This window comes from Streptomyces sp. NPDC002463 (genome assembly GCF_042889835.1).
In the GTDB taxonomy this organism is placed as follows: Bacteria; Actinomycetota; Actinomycetes; order Streptomycetales; family Streptomycetaceae; genus Streptomyces; species Streptomyces nymphaeiformis.
This window is the reverse complement of sequence record NZ_JBIARL010000010.1, coordinates 254,381-274,736: the sequence shown is the minus strand read 5'-3', so window position 1 is coordinate 274,736 and position 20,356 is coordinate 254,381. Positions and strand designations below refer to the sequence as shown.

Below are 20,356 nucleotides of genomic sequence, written 5' to 3'. Positions count from 1 at the left end.
GAGATCGCCCGATGCTGCCCTGGAAGCCCCGCCGCCAGTCCCGTCAGCCCTGGAAGCGCGCCGTCAGAGCACTGTCCGTGCTCGCGCTCACCGCCGCCGCCACCCTCGCCCCCACCGTCGCCGCCCAGGCCGACACCGCCCCCAGCCGTGGCTGGAACGACTTCAGCTGCAAGCCGTCCGCCGCTCACCCGCGGCCCGTCGTCCTCGTCCACGGCACCTTCGGGAACTCCGTCGACAACTGGCTGGCCCTCGCGCCCTATCTGGTCAACCGGGGCTACTGCGTCTTCTCGCTCGACTACGGCCAGCTGCCGGGCGTGCCCCTCTTCAACGGGCTCGGGCCCATCGCCGCGTCCGCCGGGCAGCTCGACACCTACGTCGACCGGGTCCTCGCCGCCACCGGCGCCCCCGAGGCCGATCTCGTCGGACACTCGCAGGGCGGCATGATGCCCCGCTGGTACCTCAAGTTCCTCGGCGGCGCCGCGAAGGTGAACACGCTCGTCGGCATCGCGCCCGACAACCACGGCACCACCCTGTCCGGCCTCACCAAGCTCCTGCCGTACTTCCCCGGCGCCGAGGACGTCATCAGCTCCAAGACCCCCGGCCTCGCCGACCAGATCGCCGGCTCGGACTTCATCACCAAGCTCAACGAGGGCGGCGACACGGTGCCGGGGGTCCGCTACCACGTCATCGCCAGCCAGTACGACGAGGTCGTCACCCCGTACCGCTCCCAGTTCCTGACCGGCCCGAACGTCACCAACGTCCTCATCCAGGACAAGTGCGCGCTCGACCTCTCCGAGCACGTGGCGATCGGCACGGTGGACCGGGTCACGTTCCACGAGGTGGCCAACGCCCTCGACCCGGCCCACGCGACCCCGACCACCTGCCTCTCCGTGGTCGGCTAGCCTCGGGCCCGCCGCCGGCCCACCCCGAAGAGCACGGCCGCACCGAGCGCGAGGACGGCGGCGCCACCACCTGCGAGATACGGGGTGGTGGCGCCGCCACCGGTCTCCGCCAACTCCACCCCGGAACTGGCGGCGGGGCCGGGCGCGTCGGGCTCCGCCGTGCCGGGTGCAGGTGCGGTGGGCGTCGCCCCGTGCCCGCCGTGCCCGCCGTGCCCGCCGTGCTCGACCGTGGACCGGTCCGCGCCGTCCTCGATCTGCTCTTCGGTGGGCGCGGAGGCGGTCGGGGCGGGAGCGGTGGCCGCCGGAGCGGTTCCGCCGTCATTCCCCCCGAACACCACATCGGAACACGTGTAGAACGCCTCGGGGGAGTCGGAGCGCTGCCAGATCGAGTAGACGAGATGGCGCCCGGACTTCTTCGGCACGGTCCCCTGGAACACGTAGGAACCGTCCTGCATCCCCGGATCGGTCACCGTCACGAACGGCCGGTCCTCCAGGTCCGACCACTTCAACGGCTTCGTCGGGTCGTATCCGTCCTTCGTCACGTACAGCGCGAACGAGCCCTTGTGCGGAGCGGTCCCCCGGTAACGGAACGTGTGCGCACCGGACTTCATCGGGCTCGCCGGCCAGTCGGCCCGCGCCAGATCGAGCCCCCGGTACTTCTCGTTGCCCGCGCTGCACAGCTTGCCGTCCGGGATCAACTGCCGGTGCCGCCCGGCCGCGTCGCCGATGTTCACCGCGTTCCAGTCGTAGAACGCCTGCGTCCCGCTGGCCGCCACAGCCGCCTTGCAGGCCGCCGACCGCGGCGCCTCGGGCCCCTCCGCATAACAGGCCGAAACCCGGCTCACGGGGGCGGTCATCGAGCCGTGCGCGTAGGCACCGGGCGCGACGGCGAGACCGAACAGAACCAGAGCGGCGGTGGCGGCGCCCGTTGCCGTACGGCGAGAGGTCATGGGGGGACAACTCCTTCACGAGGGTGATGTGGGGGGTTGCCGAGCAAACTAGCCCCGGAAGAAGCGCGGATCGGGGCCTTTAGGGTCGCGTTAAGGCGCAGGAAAGAAGTGCCTGAGGAACAGCTACCCGATCCGCCGGTACCGCCGCTCCGGCCGCCCCGTTCCCCCGTACCGCAGCGTGACCTCCGCGCGGCCCGTCTGGGCGAAGTACTCCAGGTAGCGGCGGGCGCTCACGCGGGAGAGGGAGCCGGCTTCGGCGCATTCCGTGGCCGACAGGCCCTCCGGGTGGGCGCGTAGGACGGAGTCGACCAGGTCGGCCGTGTGGGCCGCCAGGCCCTTCGGGAGTGCGCGGGAGCCGCGGGGGCGGGTGCCGAAGATCTGGTCGACGTCCTCCTGGCGGGCCTCGTCCAGCTCGTCGAGGCGGTGGCGGAGGGAGGCCACGTGCCGTAGTTGGTCGTGCAGTGCCGCCGGAGTGAACGGTTTGATCAGGTAGTGCAGGGCCCCGGCGCGCAGCGCGGAGCGGATCGTGCCCACGTCCCGTGCCGCCGTGATGAAGAGCGCGTCCATGCCCAGGCCGGCCGCGCGCAGCTCCCGCAGGACCCGGACGCCGTCCATGTCGGGCAGGAAGACGTCCAGGAGGACCAGGTCGGGGCGGAGCAGTTCGGCCTGGCGGAGCGCCTCGGCGCCGTTGTGCGCGACCCCCGCCACGGTGAAGCCCGCCACCGCCGACACATAGCGGCAGTGCAGCTTGGCGACCATGAAGTCGTCGTCCACGACCAGCACCTTCGTCACGCCGACCCACGCTAGGTCCCGACCACAACGACCACAACGTCCGTTGATTGCGGAAGAGAGACAGCTTCTTAACGCCGGAGCAACATGTGGGCCGGATCACATCCCTTCTCCTGTCAACTGAGAGGCGGCACACGTGCGGTTGCGCACCCCCTTCGCCCTCCTCGGGGCGGCTCTCCTGGTGCTCGTCGGTCCGCCGCTGCTCAGCCCGGGCACCGGCTCCGACACCGGCACCGCGATACCCGGCCTGCGCTTCATGGTCCCCAACACCCCTGGCGGCGGCTACGACATCACCGCCCGCACCGCCGCGAAGAACGCCGAGGAAGCCGGTCTCACCGGCGACGTCGAGGTCTTCAACCTGCCCGGCGCGGGCGGCACCGTCGGCCTCACCCGGCTCGTCGGCGAGCGCGGCAACGGCCGCCTCGCCATGTCCATGGGCCTCGGCGTCGTCGGCGCCGTCCACACCAACAAGACGCCCAGGACCCTCGCCGACACCACCCCGATCGCCCGGCTCACCGAGGAGCAGGACATCGTCGTGGTCGGCAAGGACTCCCCGTACCGGACGATCCAGGAGCTGCTCGCGGCCTGGAAGAAGGACCCCGGCAAGCTGCCCGTCGGCGGCGGCTCCTCGCCCGGCGGCCCCGACCACCTCGCCCCGATGCTGATGGCCCAGGCCGCCGGGATCGCGCCGAAGGACGTCAACTACGTGCCCTTCGACGGCGGCGGCGAACTCCTCGCCTCCATCCTCGGGAACAAGGTCGGCTTCGGCGTCTCCGGCGTCGGCGAGTACCTCGACCAGATCGAGGCGGGGGAGCTGCGCCTCCTCGCCGTCACCGGACCGAAGCGGGTCCCCGGCCTCGACGCCCCCACGCTCCGCGAGGCCGGGCTCGACACCGAGTTCACCAACTGGCGCGGCATCGTCGCCCCGCCCGGCCTCTCCGACGCCGAGCGCGACAAGCTCGTCACCCTGGTGACCGGACTGCACGGCTCCCCGCAGTGGCGCGAGTCGCTGAAGACCCACGGCTGGAACGACGCCTTCCTGCCCGGCGCGGAGTTCGGCACCTTCCTCACCGAGCAGGACCGGCGGGTCGGCTCCGTCCTCAAGGAGCTGGGACTGTGACCACCACCGTGAAGCCCGCCGCGAAGACCACCGTGAAGAGCGTGCTGCGCGGGCGGTCCGAACTCGGCGTCGGCGCCCTCCTGTTCCTCCTCGGCGTCCTCGTCCTCGCCGACGCCCTCACCCTCGACGCCGACGTCGCCGGACGCGGTCCGGTCGGACCGGGGACCGTCCCCCTCGTCGTCGGCTGCGGCCTCCTCGTCGTCGCCGTCCTCCTCACCGTCGACGTGCTGCGCGGCGGCCGGGGAGAGGCCGAGGGCGGCGAGGACGTCGACCTGGCCGAGCCCGCCGACTGGCGCACCGTCCTGCTCCTCGCCGGCGTGTTCCTCGCCTTCGCCGTCCTCATCGGCCCCCTCGGATTCCCGATCGCCGGCGCCCTCCTCTTCTGGGGCGCGGCCTATGCCCTCGGCAGCCGGCACCTCCACCGCGACCCGCTGATCGCGGCCGTCCTCTCGCTCCTCACCTACGCCGTCTTCGACCAGCTGCTCGGCGTCCCGCTGCCCGGCGGCCCGCTGATGGGAGTGATCTGACCCATGGATTCCCTGAACTCCCTCATCGACGGCTTCGGGACCGCCCTCACCCCGATCAACCTGCTGTGGGCCGCCATCGGCGTCCTCCTCGGCACCGCCATCGGCGTCCTGCCCGGCATCGGCCCCGCCATGGCCGTCGCCCTGCTGCTCCCGGTGACCTACGGACTCGAACCGACCGGCGCGTTCATCATGTTCGCCGGCATCTACTACGGCGCCATGTTCGGCGGCTCCACCACCTCGATCCTCCTCAACACCCCCGGCGAGAGCGCCGCCGTCGTCGCCGCCATCGAGGGCAACCCGATGGCCAAGTCCGGGCGCGGCGCACAGGCCCTCGCGGCCGCCGCGATCGGCCACTTCGCCGGCGGCATGATCGGCACGACCCTTCTCGTCGTCCTCGCCCCGACCGTCGCCGCGCTCGCCGTCGACATCGGCGCCCCCGACTACCTCGCCCTCATGGTCCTCGCCTTCATCGCGGTGACCTCCGTCCTCGGCTCCTCCCGCATCCGCGGCCTCGCCTCCCTGCTCATCGGCCTCACCATCGGCCTCGTCGGCCTCGACCAGATGACCGGGCAGCAGCGCCTCACCTTCGGCTCGCTCCAGCTCGCCGACGGCATCGACGTCGTCATCGTCGCGGTCGGCCTCTTCGCGATCGGCGAGGCCCTCTGGGTCGCCGCGCACCTGCGCCGCACGGCGGGGGAGGCCATCCCGGTAGGCCGCCCCTGGCTCGGCAGGGACGACGTGAAGCGCACCTGGAAGTCCTGGCTGCGCGGCCCCGCCATCGGCTTCCCGTTCGGTGCGATCCCGGCCGGCGGCGCGGAGATCCCGACCTTCCTCTCGTACGTCACGGAGAAGCGGCTCTCGAAGCACAGGGAGCAGTTCGGCAAGGGCGCCATCGAGGGCGTGGCCGGACCCGAGTCCGCCGCCTCGGCCTCGGCCGCCGGCACGCTCGTCTCCATGCTGACCCTCGGGCTGCCCACGACCGCCGTCGCCGCCGTGATGCTGGCCGCGTTCCAGCAGTACGGCATCCAGCCGGGCCCGCTCCTCTTCGAGCGGGAACCCGAACTGGTGTGGGGCCTCATCGCCTCGCTGTTCGTCGGCATGGTGCTGCTGCTCGCGCTCAACCTGCCGCTCGCCCCCGTCTGGGCCAAGCTGCTGCGCATCCCGCGCCCGTACCTGTACGCCGGCATCCTCTTCTTCGCCGCCGTCGGCGCGTACGCGGTGGGCGGCGAGGCGCTCGACCTGGTCGTGCTGCTCGTCATCGGCCTGATCGGCCTCGGGATGCGGCGCTACGGCCTTCCGGTGCTGCCGGCCGTCATCGGCGTCATCCTCGGCCCGGCCGCCGAGCAGCAGCTGCGCCGCGCCCTCCAGATCAGCGACGGCTCCCTGGCCGGCCTGGTGAACACCCCGTTCTCGGTCACCGTCTACACGGTCGTCCTGGTGCTGCTCGCCTGGCCGCTCGTGAGGAAGGCGGCACGGCGCACCGACCGTACGACGGTATGAGTGCCCCCATGTCCAACTCGCCCCCGATGGGGTGAGATTCGGTCAGTCGGCGGCCGGATCCGGTATCCCTGGCGGGCAGCATCTTCCCCCCACCCCCGAAGGGACCCCGTTCATGCGCGTCCGACTCGTCCTCGCCGCAGCAGCCCTGCTCACCGCCGCCGTCGCCCCCCTCGCCCACGCGGGAGGGGCCGACGGCCTCACCGTCGACGAGTACGGCACCGTCGCCGCCGACAGCACGGTCACCGTCTCCGGCACGTACCGCTGCCTCGACGACAGCGAAGGACCCGTCTTCGTCAGCTCCACCCTCAAGCAGGGGACCCGCTCCACCGGCATCGGCGGCACCCGCGCCGTATGCGACGGACACCTCCACACCTGGAGCAACAGCGCCGTCGTGAAGGAGCCGGCCTACCAGCCGGGCGCCGCCCACGTCGAAGCCTCCCTCGTACAGCTCACGGCCGGCCCGTCGGGCCTGCCGCTGCCGGGCTTCCTCACCAAGGAGCAGGCGGACGTCGAACTGCGCTAGGCCAGCAGATCGATCAGGCCCTCCCGGCCGAGCAGTTCCAGCTCGTCGAGGGCCACCACGGCGCGTGCCGCCGCCTCCGGGTCGGAGGCGGCGAGGCCGCTCGCCGCGAACTCGTCCTCGTCGAGCCGCAGCACCTCGCTGCCGTCCGCGGACACCCACAGGTCCAGGTCCAGGTCCTCGACCACCACCCCGGACCCGTCGATCACGGCCGGCCGCGTGATGTCGCAGTACCAGCCCTTCAGGGCGCCGTCGGCCGACCACACCTCCTTGACCGTGAACCAGCGGTCGCGCCAGTAGTGCTCCACGAACACGTCACCGGGCTCGAAGCGCACGAAACCGAAGTCCCGCACCCCCTCGGCAGCCCACGGGGCCCGCACCGACAGCCGGGCGCCCTCCTCCGTCAGCACCTCCGCCGGATAGCGGATCTTCGTCCGCCCCGCCTTCGTCAGGGTGATCTCAACCGATCGTCCGGACATGCCGTACCTCCGTCGCGCCGATCTCGTAACCGAACCATGTGTTGATCGCCAGCATCGGTCCGTTGCCGGCGTCGTTGCTCGTGAACGCCTCCACGCAGCCCGCGGCCCTCGCCCGGTGCAGCGAGGCGGTCTTGGCCAGCTTCGCGAGCCCCCGGCCCCGGTACGCCGGCGCGGTGCCGGTCATCCCGGAGCAGTACCGCCCCAGACCGTCCGTCTGCGCCGCGCTGAACGCCGCCGGCACCCCGTCCACCACCACGACCGTCGTCAGCGCCCGGTCGAGGTGCGGGTGCTCCCAGGTGGTCTCCCGCCAGTGCGCGTAGTCGTCCAGCTCCGCGCCCACGTCCCCCGGCTCGTCCGCTGTCGTTATCGCGTCGAGTTCGAACAGCGGCCGGGGATCGGCCGCGAAGTCCTCGGCCGTGCGCAGCTCGACACCGGTCGGCGGGTCCTGGAGCGGCGGCAGTGCGGCCCGCGCGAGGTCGAGCCGCAGGAAGTGGGCGGAGCGGCTGGGGGAGTAGCCCCGCCGCCCGGCCCAGGCCCGGTTCTCCGGCGTGTCCAGCACCCAGCTGTACAGCGTCCGCGCGCCCCGCTCCTCCAGGTGCTCCTCGGCGGCGCGAAGCAGCAGCGTCCCGGCGCCCCGCCCCAGGTGCGCGGGGTCCACGTACACGTTGACGGAGCCGATTCCGGGCTCCGGGGCGTCATGGGCGATCCTCAGCTGCGCCGTCCCGATGATCGTGCCGTCCCCGGTCACGGCGACCAGCGGGCGGGCGTGGCTGTCGGGATGGGCGTGCGCCCAGTCGTACGCGACCTGCTCGGCGGTCGCGAGCATGAAGGGGAGCGCCGCCCGGCGGACCCGGGCGAAGCCCTCGGTGTCCGGGGGCCGTACATCACGGACGATCACAGTCATGTGGTGGCACGCTACGGGCGCGGGACGCACCACCGCCTCCCATTTTCGGGTGGGGTGGGGGCAGAATCGGCGGGGTGACACTCACCATCGCCGTGGACCACGGATCCACCACCGCTCCTTACGAACAACTGCGTGCCCAGATCTCGGAGCGGGCCCGGTCGGGCAGACTGCCGGTCGGATACAAGCTGCCGACGGTACGGGGGCTCGCGGAGCAGCTCGGCCTCGCCGCGAACACGGTCGCCAAGGCGTACAAGGCCCTGGAGGCGGACGGAGTCATCGAGACGCGCGGGCGCCACGGCACCTTCGTCGCCGCCGCCGGCGACGCGGCGACCCGCCGGGCCGCCACCGCCGCCGCCCAGTACGCCGAGGAGGCCCGCCGTCTGGGACTCACCCGCGAGGCCGCGGAAGCGGCGCTGAACGAGGCCTTGCGGGCGGCGTACGACGACTGACGGGCCGGTAGGCACGGCGACCGGCGGGTCCGTACGGGCCGGCGTGTGAAGCCGACGCGCCCGTACGGGCCGGCGTGCGAGGCCCACGCGTCCGTACCCGCTACAGGTACAGCCCCGCCCCCGCCGTGCGGGGTTCCGGGAGGTCCGTCGAGGGCGTGCCGCGGCGCAGCGCGAACAGTTCCGCCAGCGTCGCGCCCTCGCGCGGCACGTCCTCCTCGCGGCCGAGCCACTCCACCGACTCGGCCCGGCTCAGCGGCCCGACCTCGATGCGGGCCAGGCAGCGGCCCGGCCGCACCACCGCCGGGTGCAGCCGCTCCAGGTCCTCGTTGGTGGTGACGCCGACCAGGACGTTGCGCCCCTGGCCGAGCAGCCCGTCCGTGAGGTTGAGCAGCCGCGACAGGGCCTGCCCCGCCGTGTGCTTCGCCCCGCCCCGGATCAGCTCGTCGCAGTCCTCCAGGAGCAGCAGCCGCCAGCGCTCCTTCGACGTGCCGTCGTCCTCGCCGATGGCGATGTCCATCAGATAGCCGATGTCGTTGAAGAGCCGCTCCGGGTCGAGCACGCAGTCCACCTGGCACCAGTCCTGCCACGCCCGGGCCAGCGTCCGCAGCGCCGAGGTCTTGCCGGTGCCCGGCGGGCCGTGCAGCAGCAGGAGCCGGCCGGTGACGTCCTCCGGGGTGACCTTCATCAGGCGGTCCATCGCATCGGCCACCGGGGCCGAGTAGTTGGGCCGGACCTCCTCCCAGGTCCCGGCGCTGATCGCCCGGGTCATACGACGCGGGCCGCGCTGCGGAGCCACGTACCAGAAGCCCATCGTCACGTCGTCGGGCTCGGGCTCCGGCTCGTCCTTCGCCCCGTCCGTGGCCTCGGCGAGGATCCGCTTCGCCAGCTCCGGGTCGGTCGCGGTGACGGTCACGTCCGCGCGCCGGTTCCAGCGGGAGGAGAGGATCGTCCAGCCCTCGCCCTCGGCGAGCACCGAGCTGCGGTCGTCGTCCTTGGCGGCCCGCAGCACCCGCGCCCCTTCCGGGAGCAGCGTCGCGTCGGGCTTCGCCCTGTCCAGGGTGGTGCTGTGCGCGTGCGGCTGCTCGCCGGTCGCGAAGCGGTCGAGGAACAGCGCGTCCAGGACGTCGCCCGGTGAGTCGCTGTCGTCGAGGTTGACGACGACGGGCAGCGTGGCGGGCGGGACGGACGGGGTGTCAGACATGCGCCCATGATCGGACAACCGCCCGGGCCGCGCACCGGGTTTTGAGGTCGGAGGGAGCGGAGGATCCGCTTCCTGGAGTGGCCGGATCTCGACGGTTCCTGACGGAGGCTCGAATCACTCCCGTCCCTACTTTTGACATGAACACTTCCGGTCCGGCCGATCCGATGCTACTACCTGGTAGCGCAGAGATCCTGCTACAGGGAGGTTCCATGAGACTGCCCCGTTTTGCCGCCCTTTCGTCCTCGCTCCTCCTCGGCGCCGTCCTCACCCTCACCGGGGCGGGCGCAGCCCAGGCGGCCGAGACCGCCGCGCTCGACTACGTGGCCCTGGGGGACTCCTACTCCTCCGGTGTCGGCTCAGGGAGTTACGACAGCGCCAGCGGCGACTGCAAGCGCTCCACGAAGGCGTATCCGGTCCTGTGGAAGAACGCGAACGGCCCCTCCTCGTTCGCCTTCACCGCCTGCTCCGGCGCCCGAACGGGTGATGTGACCGCGAATCAGCTCGGACCCCTCTCGGCCGCCACCGACCTGGTCTCCATCACGATCGGGGGAAATGACGCCGGTTTCGCCGACGTCATGACGACCTGTGTGCTCCAGTCCGAGGCCACGTGCATCAACCGCGTGAATCAAGCCAAGGCCTACGTGGACTCCACGCTCCCCGGCAAGCTCGACTCCGTCTACGACGCCATCCGGGCCAAGGCGCCCGCCGCCCATGTGGTCGTCCTCGGCTACCCGCGCTTCTACCAGCTCGGCGGCAGCTGCATCGCCGGCCTGAGCGAGAACGAGCGCAGCGCCATCAACAACGCCTCCGACTACCTCAACGCGGCCACCGCCAAGCGCGCGGCCGACCACGGCTTCACCTTCGCGAGCGTCGTCCCGGCCTTCACGGGCCACGAGATCTGCTCGAGCTCGTCCTGGCTGCACAGCGTCAACTGGCTCAACATCGGCGAGTCGTACCACCCGACCGCCGCCGGGCAGTCCAGCGGCTACCTGCCCTCCTTCAACGGGGCTCTGTAGCCGTCCCCTTGCCGGGCTCGGCCGGAGCGGTGCTCGTGACACCGCCCGGCCCGGGCCCGGTCCCCGGCCCGTCGTCCCGTACCGCCTGATAGGTCAGCGCACCCGCGATCAGCAGCGCCCCGACGATCCCGGCCACCAGGACGGGCAAGCGGCGGGGCGCCGCCCGTGGCGGCCGCTTCGCCGGCCGGGGTGCCCGTGAGGTCCCGGCGCGTGCCCCGCTGCCGTCGTCGTCGCCGCGGCTGATCCGGGGAGATGCCGCGGCCGCCGGCGCCGCCTCCGCCCTCGGTGTGCCGCCCGCGGCCAGCCGGTGCAGCTCGCGCTCGGCCTGATCCGCCGTCACGGTGAGGTCCTCGTCCGTCAACCGGTCGATCAGCGCGCCCAGCGGCCCGGGCCGGTCGTCCGCCACCGCCACCAGGAGCGCCCCGAGGGAGCGCAGATCCGCCTCCGGGCCCGTGGGGTCGTCAGGAGCGCCGCCGAAGCCGGTGACCACGACCCGCCCGTCGTTCGCCAGCAGCACCTGTTCGGGCCGTACGCCCCGGCGCGGTACGCCCGCCTCCCGGGCGGCCCGCAGGCCCGCGAGGACCTCGGCGCCGACGCGCGCCGCCTCGCGCGCGGGCAGCGGACCGTCCGCGTCGACCGTCTCGGCGAGGGTGAGGCCGCGGACCGGCTCCATGACGACCCACGGCCGGCCGTCCTCCGTGGCCACGCCGAGGACCCGTACGACAGAGGGGTGGGAGATCCGCGCCGCGGCCCGCGCCTCGCGCTCCCGGCGCGCGTACAGCAGGGGAACCTCGTCCGCCGGCAGTCCGGAGGGGGCGCGGAACTCCTTGAGCGCCACCTCGCGGCGGTCCGTCTCGTCCAGGGCGCGCCAGACGGTGCCCGTCGCCCCCTCGGCGAGAACGTCGAGCAGCCGGTAACGACCCGCGATCACCGTCATGGATCCACGGTAGCCGAGGGGCGTCTCCAAGGCTCCGGTCGCGCGGTGCGAGGGCTCGCGACGATCTTGGTGGTGGAGATCACACCCGTCCTCGTGTCCGTGGACGGCGGTCCGGAGTGCAGGATGGTTCGTGATGGTTCGGCAGGTGTTCGAGTGCTGTCCAACTCGCCCTGGAATCAGATGGATTCGGACAGTCACCGTCAACCCCCGTACAAGTGTGGTGAATCCCGCCGGTGGGATACACGGGTGTCACGATGGAGCGATAGGGTTAACCTGCCCGGGCCGGGTGCCCTTGTACGGGTGGGGAGTGACATGGAACAGATAGCAATGCGCAGCAGGCCGCGAGTGCCTGCCATCACCTGCGGGAGCAGCGCGACCAGTTCGCGACTCGACCGCCATCTCGCGGTGCTCGGCGGCCCCGCCGTGCCCCAGCGCGAGGTGGCCGAGGCGACGCTGCTCATGCGGGAACTGACGACGCGTACGCGCGAGGTGCCGGTGCACAGCCACCGCAGCCGCAGCGCGCGGGTCTCGCTCTTCGCCCCGCTCCGCCGACTGCGCCGCTCGCTCTTCGGCACGCGCCACTAGCCCGGACGGCACCACCGCCGCCCGCACGGCCCCGACCACGACCCCGCCGGACGTGTCCCCGCCCGTCCGGCGTTCCGTCGTGCCCGGGGGTTCTCATCCACCTGGGCCCGCTCAAGTGCCCGGGACCTCCCCCGTGCCCGGAGCACCCGACCCGCTCCCCGGCGGGCGACGTCAGGCGATCACCCCCGCGCCCCGCAGCTCCTTCAGCTCCGCCTCCGGCACCCCGAGCTCCGTCAGCACCTCGTCCGTGTCCTGGCCGAGGGACGGGATCCGGTCCATCCGGGGCTCCGGCGCGTCCGGGAAGACGATCGGCGGCAGCAGCGCGCGCAGCGGCCCCACCGGGGACTCCACCTCCCGCCACCGGTCACGGGCCGTCAGCTGCGGGTGATCCGCGAGCTCCGCGACCGAGTTGAGCCGGGCGCAGGCGACGCCCGCCGCGTCGAGCCGGGCCAGCGCCTCCGCCGCCGTCAGCGGGGCGAGCACCGCCGCGACCACCGCGTCCGTCGCCGCACGCCCCGCCACCCGCGCCGTGTTCGTCGCGAACTCCGGGTCCCCGGCCAGCTCGGGCCGGCCGAGGACCTGCTCGGCGAGCCGCCGCCACTCCCGGTCGTTCTGCACGGAGAGCAGGACGAGACCGCCGTCCGCCGTCGGATAGGCGTCGTACGGGGCGATCACCGCGTGCGCGAGCCCCGTGCGCGCCGGGGCCGTGCCCCCGTGCATCCCGTGGTGCAGCGGATGCCCCATCCACTCGGCCAGCGAGTCGAGCAGGGAGACCTCCACCGGACCGCCCCGGCCGGTCGTGCCGCGCCGGACGAGGGCGGCGAGGACCCCGGAGAACGCGTACATCCCGGCCGCGATGTCGGCGGCCGGGATCCCGGACTTGACCGGCTGTTCGGGCGTGCCGGTGACCGACACCAGGCCGGCCTCGCACTGGACGAGCATGTCGTACGCCCGCTTGTGCGCGTACGGTCCCCCAGCGCCGTACCCCGAGACGTCCACCGCGATCAGCCGCGGGTGCGCCGCGCACAGGGTGGCCGCGTCGAGGCCGAGGCGGGCCGCCGCGCCCTGCGCGAGGTTCTGCACGAAGACGTCGGCGCCCGCCACCATCCGCCGGACGAGCGCCAGGCCCCGGGGGTCCTTGAGGTCGACCGCCACCGACTCCTTGCCGCGGTTGCACCACACGAAGTGGGAGGCGAGCCCCTGGGCGGCCGTGTCGTACCCCCGGGCGAAGTCGCCGCCGTCGGGACGCTCGATCTTGACGACGCGGGCGCCGAGGTCGGCGAGCTGGCGGGTGGCGAAGGGCGCGGCGACGGCCTGCTCGACGGCGACGACCGTGATCCCGGCGAGGGGGAGTGGCTGAGTGCTCATGACCGCCCTGCCTACCGTGCCGGGCCGCCCTTTGTCACCGGGGTCTTCGTCACCCGGGCCGCTGCCGGCCGCCACGGCCCTCGTCACCCCCGGGCGTACCTCCGCACCGCGAGCGGCGCGAAGACGGCGACGAGGCCGAGGGACCAGAGCAGCGCGCCCGCGACCGGGTGGGCCACCGGCCAGGCCGCGTCCGTGGGGATCGGCGCGTTGCCGAAGAGGTCCCGCACCGCCGTGGTGACCGCCGAGATGGGGTTCCACTCGGCGATCGTCCGCAGCCAGCCGGGCATGCCGTCGGTGGGGATGTACGCGTTGGAGAGCAGCGGCAGCATGAAGGTCGCGCTGCCCAGCTGTCCGGCCGCCTCCTCGCTCTTCGAGGCCAGGCCGAGCAGGATGCCGACCCAGGTCGTCGCGAAGCGGAAGAGGAGCAGCAGGCCGAAGGCGCCCAGGGCCTCGGGGAGGGTGCCGTCGATCCGCCAGCCCATGGCGAGGCCGACCAGGATCAGCGGGACCGTGCCGACGGCGCTCGCGAGCAGGTCGGCGAGGGCCTGACCGAGGGGGACGGCGGCGCGGCTCACCGGCATGGTGCGGAAGCGGTCCATGACGCCCCGGTGCGAGTCCTGCGCGGCCTGGAACATGCCCGTCATCAGGCCGCCCGCGGCCGTCGCGACGAGCATGCCGGGCACCAGGAAGGCCCGGTACTCGGCCCCGGGGGCGGCGAGCGCGCTGCCGAAGACGTACCCGAAGAAGAGCAGGAAGACGATCGGCATCGTCTGGGTCATGACCGTGATCGCGGGCGCGTGCCTGATCCGCTGGAGGTGGCGGCCGAGGACGGCGGTCCCGTCGTGCACGAGGGCGCTCACGCGACGAGCTCCTTCCGGTCGGTGAGGCGCAGGAACACCTCGTCGAGGGTGGGCGGGCGCAGGGAGGCGTCGACGATGTGGACCCCGGCGGCGTCGATCTCCCGGACGATCCGGGGGAGGGTGAGCGTGGTGTCCGTGGTCACCGCGCCGGCCGTGCGCCGCTCGGCGTCCAGGACGGGCGCCGAACCGGTCAGCTGGTCGAGGACGCACGCGGCCGCTTCGAGGGAGGACGGGTCGGCGACGACGACCTCGGCGTAGCTGCCGACCAGCGCCTTCAGTTCGGCCGGGGTGCCGCGCTGCGCGGCCCGCCCCTCGTCGATCAGCACGATGTCGTCGGCGAGCTGGTCGGCCTCCTCCAGGTACTGGGTGGTCAGCAGCACGGTCGTGCCCTGCTCGGCCAGCTCGCGTACGGCGTCCCAGATCCCGTTCCGGCTGTGCGGGTCGAGTCCGGTCGTGGGCTCGTCGAGGAAGAGCACCCGCGGCGGCACGAGCAGGCTCGCGGCCAGGTCGAGGCGGCGGCGCATGCCGCCGGAGTAGGTGCGGGCGGGCCGTCCGGCCGCCGCGGTCAGGCCGAAGCGCTCCAGGAGCTCGTCGGCGCGGGAGCGCGGGGCGCGCAGGAGGCGGGCGAAGAGGCGCAGGTTCTCGGCGCCGGTGAGGTCGCCGTCGACCGAGGCGTACTGCCCGGTGACCGCGATCCGCTTCCGTACCCCCGCGGGGTCGCGCACCACGTCGTGGCCCGCGACCCGCGCGCTGCCGCCGTCGGGTGCGACCAGGGTGGTGAGGACGCGGACGGCGGTGGTCTTGCCGGCGCCGTTGGGGCCGAGGACGCCGCAGACCGTGCCCTCGGGGACGGCGAGGTCGAGGCCGCGCAGGGCGTGGACGTCGCCGTAACGCTTCCGCAGGCCCTCACTAAGTACAGCGTACGTAGTCGTCATGGTGTGACCATACCCCACTACGTACGGCGTACGTAACTACGATGGTGAGCGAGGTGATGATCCATGGCGGGCCGAGCGGCCGTACCGGAAGTGATCTGGGCGCGGCCCGAGCGCACGGGGCGCGGCCCGAAACCGGCGTACAGCCGGCGGGACATCGTGGACGCGGCCGTCCGCATCGCCGACGCGGACGGCATCGACGCGCTCTCCATGCGCCGCGTCGCCGCCGAACTCGGCTGCGGCACGATGTCGCTCTACAACTACGTCCCCCGCAAGGAGGACCTGTACGAGCTGATGGTCGACGCGGTCAGCGGCGAGTACGAGCTCCCCGAGGAGCCGAGCGGCGACTGGCGCGCCGACATGACCCGCATCGCGTACCAGACCCGCGCGATCATGTACCGCCACCCCTGGCTCGCGCGGGTGATGACCACCGCCTACGGCTTCAGCCCCAACGCCCTGCGGTTCCTGGAGTGGTGCCTCGGCTGCCTCGTCCCCCTGGACGCGCCCCCCGGGCTCAAGATGCAGCTGATCGCCATGATCAACGGCACGGTCATGGCGACCGTCGCCAACGAGCAGGCCATCGCCGAACGGGCCCGCGGACTGCCCTGGTCCGAGGCGGAGGAGCAGGCGGTGCGCGGCGCCTACCTCATGGGGCAGGTGGCGACCGGCAGCTACCCGCACCTCGCCCGGCTGCTCGCCGAGGCCCCCGCCGCGCCCGTCGACCCGGACGAGATCTTCGCGCTGACCATCGCCCGGCTGCTCGACTCGTTCGACCCTGGGGCCAAGGGGCAGCCGCTCTCCGGAGAGCCGTTCACAGAAGCATGAACTGGCCCTCCGGGCCCTCCTCCTGATGATCCAGTACGGAGGCGGGGCGGCGGGACGCGGGCGGTACGGGAAGGACTCCGGCCGCCTCGAGGCCCGTCCGGCCGATGCCGCCGACAGTCGGCGCCGCGCGCTCCGGCTCCCGCGCCCCGAGCAGCGCGAGCACCGTGACCAGGCCGAGCAGCTCCGAGGTCCACTCCTGCGGCCAGGCCGACGGCCCGATCGCCTCCAGGGAGCCGGGCTCCGCCGGTGTCGTCCGGTGCGCGAACCACTGCTCCAGGACCCGCACCCCGCCGACCCGGTACTCCCAGGCCTCCGCCGGTACGGGGGAGATCACGCCACCGCCGACGTCGAGCGCCTCCGCCTCGGGGTCGTACGCCAGCGCGGCCGGCCGTGCCGGGACCGCCGCCCGCACATAGGGCCGGCGCCCGCCCGGCAGCCGGGGCCTCGTCCCGCTCAGGGCGCCGCGCAGCTGCACGTCGGCGAGCTCCCGGCCGAGCGCCACGCCCGCCGCCCACACCTCCGGATCCTCCGGGAGCGGGACACGGCACCCGGCGGGGGAGGGGAGGGCCGCCGCCACCGTCCACGCGAGCCAGTCGTGGGCGTCGACCCGGCACCCGTACCGCTTGCCGAGGAAGTCCAGGAGACCGGGCGCGAGATTGGGCTCCCGGCCCCCGGGGCGCCGGAACAGCGGCCGGATGCGGCCCGGACGGCCCGCCGGGGAACGGCCCTCCGGCAGCGCCGCCGTCACCAGGAGCGCGGGACCCGCAGCCCCCGGCACGTACCCCTGCTCGACGGCGAACAGCTGCGGCTCCCCGGCGACCCGCCACAGCTCCGGGCGGGCGGTGTCGATCAGCCGGTGGTCCGGCAGCAGCCACTGCTCGTCGAACGGCCCGGACGCCACCCGCACCGGCTCCGGGCACGGTCCCGACTCGCGAGCGAAACGCGTGGTGCCGGTCCGCTGCCCGGGCAGCGCGCCCACCGCGCTCGCCGGCGTCCGCGCCCGGCTCGGCCGGAACAGCGCCTCCCGCTCGGCCCCCTCGGCAGCCACGAGCCGGTCCCACCGGGCCCGCAGCGTCCGGACGTCGGGGGCGACGATCCACGACCGCCCGAACCGCAGCGGGGCCACGGACCACGGCATCAGCTCGTCGAGAAGCGGCAGCTCGTCGAGACGTACGTCTTCCGTCACGCCCCGCATGCTAACGACGGCGGTCCGTACGGGGCCAGCGTCGGCCGCGCCCGGCGGACCCGTCAGCGGCGCCACCGGCGGCGGGGCCGGGGCTCCGGCCGATTCGCCGGTTCGAGCGGTGCGAGGTCCTCCAGGAGCCGGCGGTACGCCTCGGGGTCCCGCTCGAAGTCCGCCCCGGCCGCGAGGGCGGCCCGGTCGGCGTCCTGTCCCCGCAGCAGGTCCACCGACGTCTGCGCGAACCGCTCCTGCAGACCCTGCCGTTCGGCGTCGGCCAGCAGTCGGCGGAGTTCGGCGACCGCGGCCCCGGCGTCGGCGCGGGCCACCGGTCCGGCGCGGAGGCGGTCGCGCAGCCCGGCGGCGGGGGCCGCCTTCTCCAGCAGCGGGCGCAGCCGGTCCGCGAGCTCCCGGGCGGTCGCCGCCGCAGCTTGCGCCTGCGGTCCGGCCTCCCGCAGCACCCACAGGGCGCGGACCAGTCCGGGGTCGGGCGCCGCGCCGAGCTCTCCCCGCCGCCCGGCGTCCCGCACAGCGTCCACCGCCTCCGCGTAGTCCTCGTGCGCCCACCCGGCGGCCTCGGCCAGCCGGATCGCGCGGCGCACGAGCCGCGCCTCCACGCCGAGGACCCGGGGCAGGGCACGGAGGTTTCCGCTGACCAGCCCGGTCAGGATGAGCAGCACTCCCAGCACCAGCAGGGTGTCCGCCGTGCTGAGGTCTTCCGCCGGGGCGGCGTCGAGGTCGTACAGCTCGCCCTGGTCCGGCCCCTCCGTGACCATGAACCCGGACTCCCAACCGTAGCCCCGGCGGTCCCCGTAGTACGGCGCCTTGAGGCTGGCGTCACGGTTGGGGTCGCAGTGGTACGGCCCCTCCCGCGTCCTCTTCTCGTACGGGTCGCTCCACCGGACCCGGCAGGTGCCGTCGGCCTTCTCGTGGACCACCGCCAGGTCGATCTGGCGCGTCGTGGGCAGCCCCGCGTCCGGCCCGATCGCGTACACCCCCACCGAGCACGCGAAGACCGCGAAGCCGATCGTCAGGACCCAGCGGAAGAAAGGTATGTGCCTCATGTGGTCACCCCCCGTCCGCAGCCTGGCACGGTGCAGGCTGCCGGGCGAGGGGTCGGCCCCGGCAGCGTGTCGCCGCCGCCCCTGCCCGGGTCCGGAAGGCGCGGCCGCCCCGCGGGCGGTGCCGCCGCAGGGCCTAGTGCGCTTCCACCGTGACCGTGAAGGAGAAGCGGTCGCCGCGGTAGCGGATGCGGGCCACGTCGACGACGCGGCCGTCCTCGTCGTAGGTCACGCCCGTGTAGTGGAGGATCGGGGAGAGCAGCGGGACCTGGAGGAGTCCCGCCGTCTCCGGGTCCGCGAGGCGGGCCTCGACCGTGTCCGTGATGCGGCTGATGCGCACCCCGACGACGTCCCGCAGCACCTTCGTCATCGGCCAGCGCTCCAGGTCCGCCGGGTCGATCGCCTCGGCGAGCTCGGGCCGCACCGCGTTCTCCGCCCAGTTCGTCGGCTCGCCGCTCTCCCCGTCGCTGCGCAGCCGCCGGTACGCGACGACCTCCGGCACGTCCGGGAAGAACTCCGCGAGCTCCCCGGGCACCGGCTCCGTGGAATGCCCGAGGACCGTCGTCCGCTCGCCCGACTGCTGGGCCACGATCGCGTCGATCGAGCCGAGCAGCCGGCGCGGGGTGGACCGCCGGGCGCCCGGCTCGATGAAGGTCCCGCGCCGCCGGTGCCGGCTGATCAGGCCCTCCTCCTCCAGTTCCTTGAGGGCCTGGCGCATGGTCAGCACGCTCACGCCGTAGTGGGCGGCGAGCTGCTCCTCGGTGGGCAGCCGCAGCGAGGCGTCGGGCGTGCGGCCCAGTATCGAGGCGCGCAGCGACTGCGAGACCTGGTACCAGAGCGGCAGCTTGCGGTTCAGGACCAGCGAGTCGGGAGCGAAGGCGGTCACGGGTTCTCCGTACGAAGGCTACGGGCTTACGGCCGTGACATTACGGCCGGAAGTGGCGCTCAAGACCCTGCCATACGTCGTCGTATCCCTTCTGCAGGTGGTCGGCGGCCGCGGCCTGCGGGGTCGTGGCCACCGGCCAGCGGGTCTCGAACATGAAGGCAAGGCCGTCGTCGATCTTCTGCGGCTTCAGCTCGGCGGCGCTGGCCCTGTCGAAGGTCTCCCGGTCGGGGCCGTGCGCGGACATCATGTTGTGCAGCGAGCCGCCGCCCGGCACGAAGCCCTCCGCCTTGGCGTCGTACGCACCCTCGATGAGGCCCATGTACTCGCTCATCACGTTCCGGTGGAAGTACGGCGGGCGGAAGGTGTCCTCGCCGACCAGCCAGCGCGGGGCGAAGACCACGAAGTCGACGCCCGCGAGCCCCGGGGTGTCGGACGGCGCGGTGAGGACCGTGAAGATCGACGGGTCGGGGTGGTCGTAGGAGATCGTCCCGATGACGTTGAAGCGGCGCAGGTCGTAGACGTACGGGGTGTGGTTGCCGTGCCAGGCGACGACGTCGAGCGGCGAGTGGCCGTACGTCGCCGACCAGAGGTTGCCGCAGTACTTGTTGACCACCTCGACCGGGCCCTCGACGTCCTCGTAGGCGGCGACCGGGGCGCGGAAGTCACGGGCGTTGGCCAGACCGTTGGCGCCGATCGGGCCGAGGTCCGGCAGCTGGAACGGCGCGCCGTAGTTCTCGCACACGTAACCGCGAGCCGTCTCGTCGAGCAGCTCGACGCGGAAGCGGACGCCGCGCGGGATCAGCGCCACCTCGCCCGGGTGCGCCGCGAGCAGGCCCAGCTCGGTGCGGAGGAGGAGGCCGCCGCGCTCCGGGACGATCAGCAGCTCGCCGTCGGCGTCGCCGAAGACCCGCTCCATGGAGGCGTTGGCGTGGTAGAGGTGCACGGCCATGCCGGCTCGCTGCGTCACGTCGCCGTTGCCGCCGAGGGTCCACAGGCCGGCCAGCCAGTCGGTGCCGGGCGCCGGCTCCGGCAGCGGGTTCCAGCGCAGCCGGTTGGGGTCGGGCACGGTCTCGGTGAAGGGGGCCCCGGCGAGGGTGCCGTTGTCGATCCGGGTGAACGGCGGGTGCGCTGCCGAGGGGCGGATCCGGTAGAGCCAGGAGCGGCGGTTGTGGGACCGCGGCTCCGTGAAGGCGCTGCCGCTGAGCTGCTCGGCGTAGAGGCCGAGGGGTGCGCGCTGCGGCGAGTTACGGCCGTCCGGCAGTGCGCCGGGGACCGCCTCCGAGCTGTGCTCGTTGCCGAAACCGGTGCTGTAGGTGAGCGCCTCGGCCGTCTTCCTGGCCTGCTCCGTGGTCATCGACCGCTCCT

At 73.4% G+C, this 20,356-nt stretch carries 22 protein-coding genes; 9 read left to right on the top strand and 13 right to left on the bottom strand.

Annotated features, from left to right (window positions below; translation table 11 throughout):
* The first annotated feature begins 11 nt into the window (after positions 1-11).
* Positions 12-902: an esterase/lipase family protein gene (locus ACFYX3_RS22000; RefSeq protein WP_389015816.1), complete on the top strand. Its 891-nt coding sequence runs from the start codon at positions 12-14 to the stop codon at positions 900-902.
* Here ACFYX3_RS22000 and ACFYX3_RS21995 read toward each other — a convergent pair.
* Entirely contained in the window at positions 899-1,852 is a 954-nt protein-coding gene (locus ACFYX3_RS21995; RefSeq protein WP_389015813.1) for a lytic polysaccharide monooxygenase, read from the bottom strand. The genes ACFYX3_RS22000 and ACFYX3_RS21995 overlap by 4 nt on opposite strands.
* Positions 1,853-1,975: 123 nt before the next feature.
* Complete coding sequence (locus ACFYX3_RS21990; RefSeq protein WP_376593377.1) at positions 1,976-2,644, bottom strand: response regulator; 669 nt, start codon at positions 2,642-2,644, stop codon at positions 1,976-1,978.
* Positions 2,645-2,777: 133 nt separating this feature from the next.
* Here ACFYX3_RS21990 and ACFYX3_RS21985 point away from each other — a divergent pair, with 133 nt between their 5' ends.
* The 4 genes from ACFYX3_RS21985 (at position 2,778) to ACFYX3_RS21970 (ending at position 6,311) form a co-directional block, all read left to right on the top strand.
* On the top strand, positions 2,778-3,761 hold the full coding sequence (locus ACFYX3_RS21985; RefSeq protein WP_389015808.1) for a Bug family tripartite tricarboxylate transporter substrate binding protein: 984 nt from the start codon (positions 2,778-2,780) through the stop codon (positions 3,759-3,761).
* Positions 3,758-4,288, top strand: a complete 531-nt coding sequence (locus ACFYX3_RS21980; protein WP_389015805.1) for a tripartite tricarboxylate transporter TctB family protein — start codon at positions 3,758-3,760, stop codon at positions 4,286-4,288. Before ACFYX3_RS21985 ends, ACFYX3_RS21980 begins: the two co-directional genes overlap by 4 nt.
* A gap of 3 nt (positions 4,289-4,291) precedes the next feature.
* Positions 4,292-5,788 (top strand): tripartite tricarboxylate transporter permease, encoded by a 1,497-nt coding sequence (locus ACFYX3_RS21975; protein ID WP_389015802.1) that lies wholly within the window; start codon positions 4,292-4,294, stop codon positions 5,786-5,788.
* Positions 5,789-5,900: 112 nt separating this feature from the next.
* Complete coding sequence (locus tag ACFYX3_RS21970) at positions 5,901-6,311, top strand: DUF6299 family protein (protein WP_389015799.1); 411 nt, start codon at positions 5,901-5,903, stop codon at positions 6,309-6,311.
* Here the strand turns inward: ACFYX3_RS21970 and ACFYX3_RS21965 are convergent.
* Both ACFYX3_RS21965 and ACFYX3_RS21960 read right to left on the bottom strand, forming a co-directional pair.
* Entirely contained in the window at positions 6,308-6,787 is a 480-nt protein-coding gene (locus ACFYX3_RS21965) for a DUF402 domain-containing protein (protein ID WP_376593387.1), read from the bottom strand. The genes ACFYX3_RS21970 and ACFYX3_RS21965 overlap by 4 nt on opposite strands.
* Positions 6,768-7,691 (bottom strand): GNAT family N-acetyltransferase, encoded by a 924-nt coding sequence (locus ACFYX3_RS21960; protein WP_389015794.1) that lies wholly within the window; start codon positions 7,689-7,691, stop codon positions 6,768-6,770. Before ACFYX3_RS21960 ends, ACFYX3_RS21965 begins: the two co-directional genes overlap by 20 nt.
* Positions 7,692-7,765: 74 nt before the next feature.
* Between ACFYX3_RS21960 and ACFYX3_RS21955 the strand changes: the two genes are divergently transcribed.
* Entirely contained in the window at positions 7,766-8,140 is a 375-nt protein-coding gene (locus ACFYX3_RS21955; protein WP_116161798.1) for a GntR family transcriptional regulator, read from the top strand.
* A 100-nt stretch (positions 8,141-8,240) separates the two neighbouring features.
* Here the strand turns inward: ACFYX3_RS21955 and ACFYX3_RS21950 are convergent, their stop codons facing one another.
* Complete coding sequence (locus tag ACFYX3_RS21950) at positions 8,241-9,341, bottom strand: DUF5925 domain-containing protein (RefSeq protein ID WP_382660420.1); 1,101 nt, start codon at positions 9,339-9,341, stop codon at positions 8,241-8,243.
* Between the two features lie 209 nt (positions 9,342-9,550).
* On the opposite strand from ACFYX3_RS21950, the gene ACFYX3_RS21945 reads away from it, so the two are divergent.
* The gene (locus tag ACFYX3_RS21945; RefSeq protein ID WP_389015790.1) at positions 9,551-10,357 is read left to right on the top strand and encodes an SGNH/GDSL hydrolase family protein; all 807 of its coding nucleotides are present in this window, start codon (positions 9,551-9,553) and stop codon (positions 10,355-10,357) included.
* Here the strand turns inward: ACFYX3_RS21945 and ACFYX3_RS21940 are convergent.
* Entirely contained in the window at positions 10,341-11,294 is a 954-nt protein-coding gene (locus tag ACFYX3_RS21940; RefSeq protein ID WP_389015787.1) for a protein kinase, read from the bottom strand. The two genes, ACFYX3_RS21945 and ACFYX3_RS21940, sit on opposite strands and share 17 nt — an antisense overlap.
* A 312-nt stretch (positions 11,295-11,606) precedes the next feature.
* Here ACFYX3_RS21940 and ACFYX3_RS21935 point away from each other — a divergent pair, with 312 nt between their 5' ends.
* Positions 11,607-11,879, top strand: coding sequence for a hypothetical protein (locus ACFYX3_RS21935; RefSeq protein ID WP_116161802.1), 273 nt, complete (start codon positions 11,607-11,609; stop codon positions 11,877-11,879).
* Positions 11,880-12,050: 171 nt separating this feature from the next.
* On the opposite strand, the gene ACFYX3_RS21930 is transcribed toward ACFYX3_RS21935, so the two are convergent.
* The 3 genes from ACFYX3_RS21930 to ACFYX3_RS21920 form a co-directional block, all read right to left on the bottom strand.
* Positions 12,051-13,247, bottom strand: coding sequence for a CaiB/BaiF CoA transferase family protein (locus ACFYX3_RS21930; protein WP_389015783.1), 1,197 nt, complete (start codon positions 13,245-13,247; stop codon positions 12,051-12,053).
* Positions 13,248-13,330: 83 nt separating this feature from the next.
* Positions 13,331-14,107, bottom strand: coding sequence for an ABC transporter permease (locus ACFYX3_RS21925; protein ID WP_116161803.1), 777 nt, complete (start codon positions 14,105-14,107; stop codon positions 13,331-13,333).
* Entirely contained in the window at positions 14,104-15,042 is a 939-nt protein-coding gene (locus ACFYX3_RS21920; RefSeq protein WP_352024623.1) for an ATP-binding cassette domain-containing protein, read from the bottom strand. Before ACFYX3_RS21920 ends, ACFYX3_RS21925 begins: the two co-directional genes overlap by 4 nt.
* Before the next feature lie 63 nt (positions 15,043-15,105).
* Here ACFYX3_RS21920 and ACFYX3_RS21915 point away from each other — a divergent pair, with 63 nt between their 5' ends.
* Positions 15,106-15,864, top strand: a complete 759-nt coding sequence (locus tag ACFYX3_RS21915) for a TetR/AcrR family transcriptional regulator (protein ID WP_376593403.1) — start codon at positions 15,106-15,108, stop codon at positions 15,862-15,864.
* Here the strand turns inward: ACFYX3_RS21915 and ACFYX3_RS21910 are convergent.
* The 4 genes from ACFYX3_RS21910 to hmgA all read right to left on the bottom strand — a co-directional run bounded on the left by ACFYX3_RS21910 (position 15,851) and on the right by hmgA (position 20,345).
* Positions 15,851-17,059 (bottom strand): type ISP restriction/modification enzyme, encoded by a 1,209-nt coding sequence (locus ACFYX3_RS21910; RefSeq protein WP_389015778.1) that lies wholly within the window; start codon positions 17,057-17,059, stop codon positions 15,851-15,853. The two genes, ACFYX3_RS21915 and ACFYX3_RS21910, sit on opposite strands and share 14 nt — an antisense overlap.
* Positions 17,060-17,112: 53 nt before the next feature.
* Positions 17,113-18,108, bottom strand: a complete 996-nt coding sequence (locus ACFYX3_RS21905; protein WP_389015775.1) for a hypothetical protein — start codon at positions 18,106-18,108, stop codon at positions 17,113-17,115.
* Between the two features lie 133 nt (positions 18,109-18,241).
* Positions 18,242-18,991, bottom strand: coding sequence for a GntR family transcriptional regulator (locus tag ACFYX3_RS21900; RefSeq protein WP_116161807.1), 750 nt, complete (start codon positions 18,989-18,991; stop codon positions 18,242-18,244).
* 40 nt (positions 18,992-19,031) lie between these two features.
* A complete protein-coding gene (gene hmgA, locus ACFYX3_RS21895; RefSeq protein ID WP_389015772.1) occupies positions 19,032-20,345 on the bottom strand; it encodes a homogentisate 1,2-dioxygenase in 1,314 nt (437 codons plus the stop codon).
* Positions 20,346-20,356 lie beyond the last annotated feature (11 nt).

Excerpts from the sequence above, each read along its gene's own strand:
- ACFYX3_RS22000 (WP_389015816.1), top strand. The coding sequence starts at position 12 with ATGCTGCCCTGGAAGCCCCGCCGCCAGTCCCGTCAGCCCTGGAAGCGC.
- ACFYX3_RS21995 (WP_389015813.1), bottom strand. The coding sequence starts at position 1,852 with ATGACCTCTCGCCGTACGGCAACGGGCGCCGCCACCGCCGCTCTGGTT.
- ACFYX3_RS21975 (WP_389015802.1), top strand. The coding sequence starts at position 4,292 with ATGGATTCCCTGAACTCCCTCATCGACGGCTTCGGGACCGCCCTCACC.
- ACFYX3_RS21970 (WP_389015799.1), top strand. The coding sequence starts at position 5,901 with ATGCGCGTCCGACTCGTCCTCGCCGCAGCAGCCCTGCTCACCGCCGCC.
- ACFYX3_RS21965 (WP_376593387.1), bottom strand. The coding sequence starts at position 6,787 with ATGTCCGGACGATCGGTTGAGATCACCCTGACGAAGGCGGGGCGGACG.
- ACFYX3_RS21960 (WP_389015794.1), bottom strand. The coding sequence starts at position 7,691 with ATGACTGTGATCGTCCGTGATGTACGGCCCCCGGACACCGAGGGCTTC.
- ACFYX3_RS21950 (WP_382660420.1), bottom strand. The coding sequence starts at position 9,341 with ATGTCTGACACCCCGTCCGTCCCGCCCGCCACGCTGCCCGTCGTCGTC.
- ACFYX3_RS21945 (WP_389015790.1), top strand. The coding sequence starts at position 9,551 with ATGAGACTGCCCCGTTTTGCCGCCCTTTCGTCCTCGCTCCTCCTCGGC.
- ACFYX3_RS21940 (WP_389015787.1), bottom strand. The coding sequence starts at position 11,294 with ATGACGGTGATCGCGGGTCGTTACCGGCTGCTCGACGTTCTCGCCGAG.
- ACFYX3_RS21935 (WP_116161802.1), top strand. The coding sequence starts at position 11,607 with ATGGAACAGATAGCAATGCGCAGCAGGCCGCGAGTGCCTGCCATCACC.
- ACFYX3_RS21930 (WP_389015783.1), bottom strand. The coding sequence starts at position 13,247 with ATGAGCACTCAGCCACTCCCCCTCGCCGGGATCACGGTCGTCGCCGTC.
- ACFYX3_RS21920 (WP_352024623.1), bottom strand. The coding sequence starts at position 15,042 with ATGACGACTACGTACGCTGTACTTAGTGAGGGCCTGCGGAAGCGTTAC.
- ACFYX3_RS21915 (WP_376593403.1), top strand. The coding sequence starts at position 15,106 with ATGGCGGGCCGAGCGGCCGTACCGGAAGTGATCTGGGCGCGGCCCGAG.
- ACFYX3_RS21910 (WP_389015778.1), bottom strand. The coding sequence starts at position 17,059 with ATGCGGGGCGTGACGGAAGACGTACGTCTCGACGAGCTGCCGCTTCTC.
- ACFYX3_RS21905 (WP_389015775.1), bottom strand. The coding sequence starts at position 18,108 with ATGAGGCACATACCTTTCTTCCGCTGGGTCCTGACGATCGGCTTCGCG.
- hmgA (WP_389015772.1), bottom strand. The coding sequence starts at position 20,345 with ATGACCACGGAGCAGGCCAGGAAGACGGCCGAGGCGCTCACCTACAGC.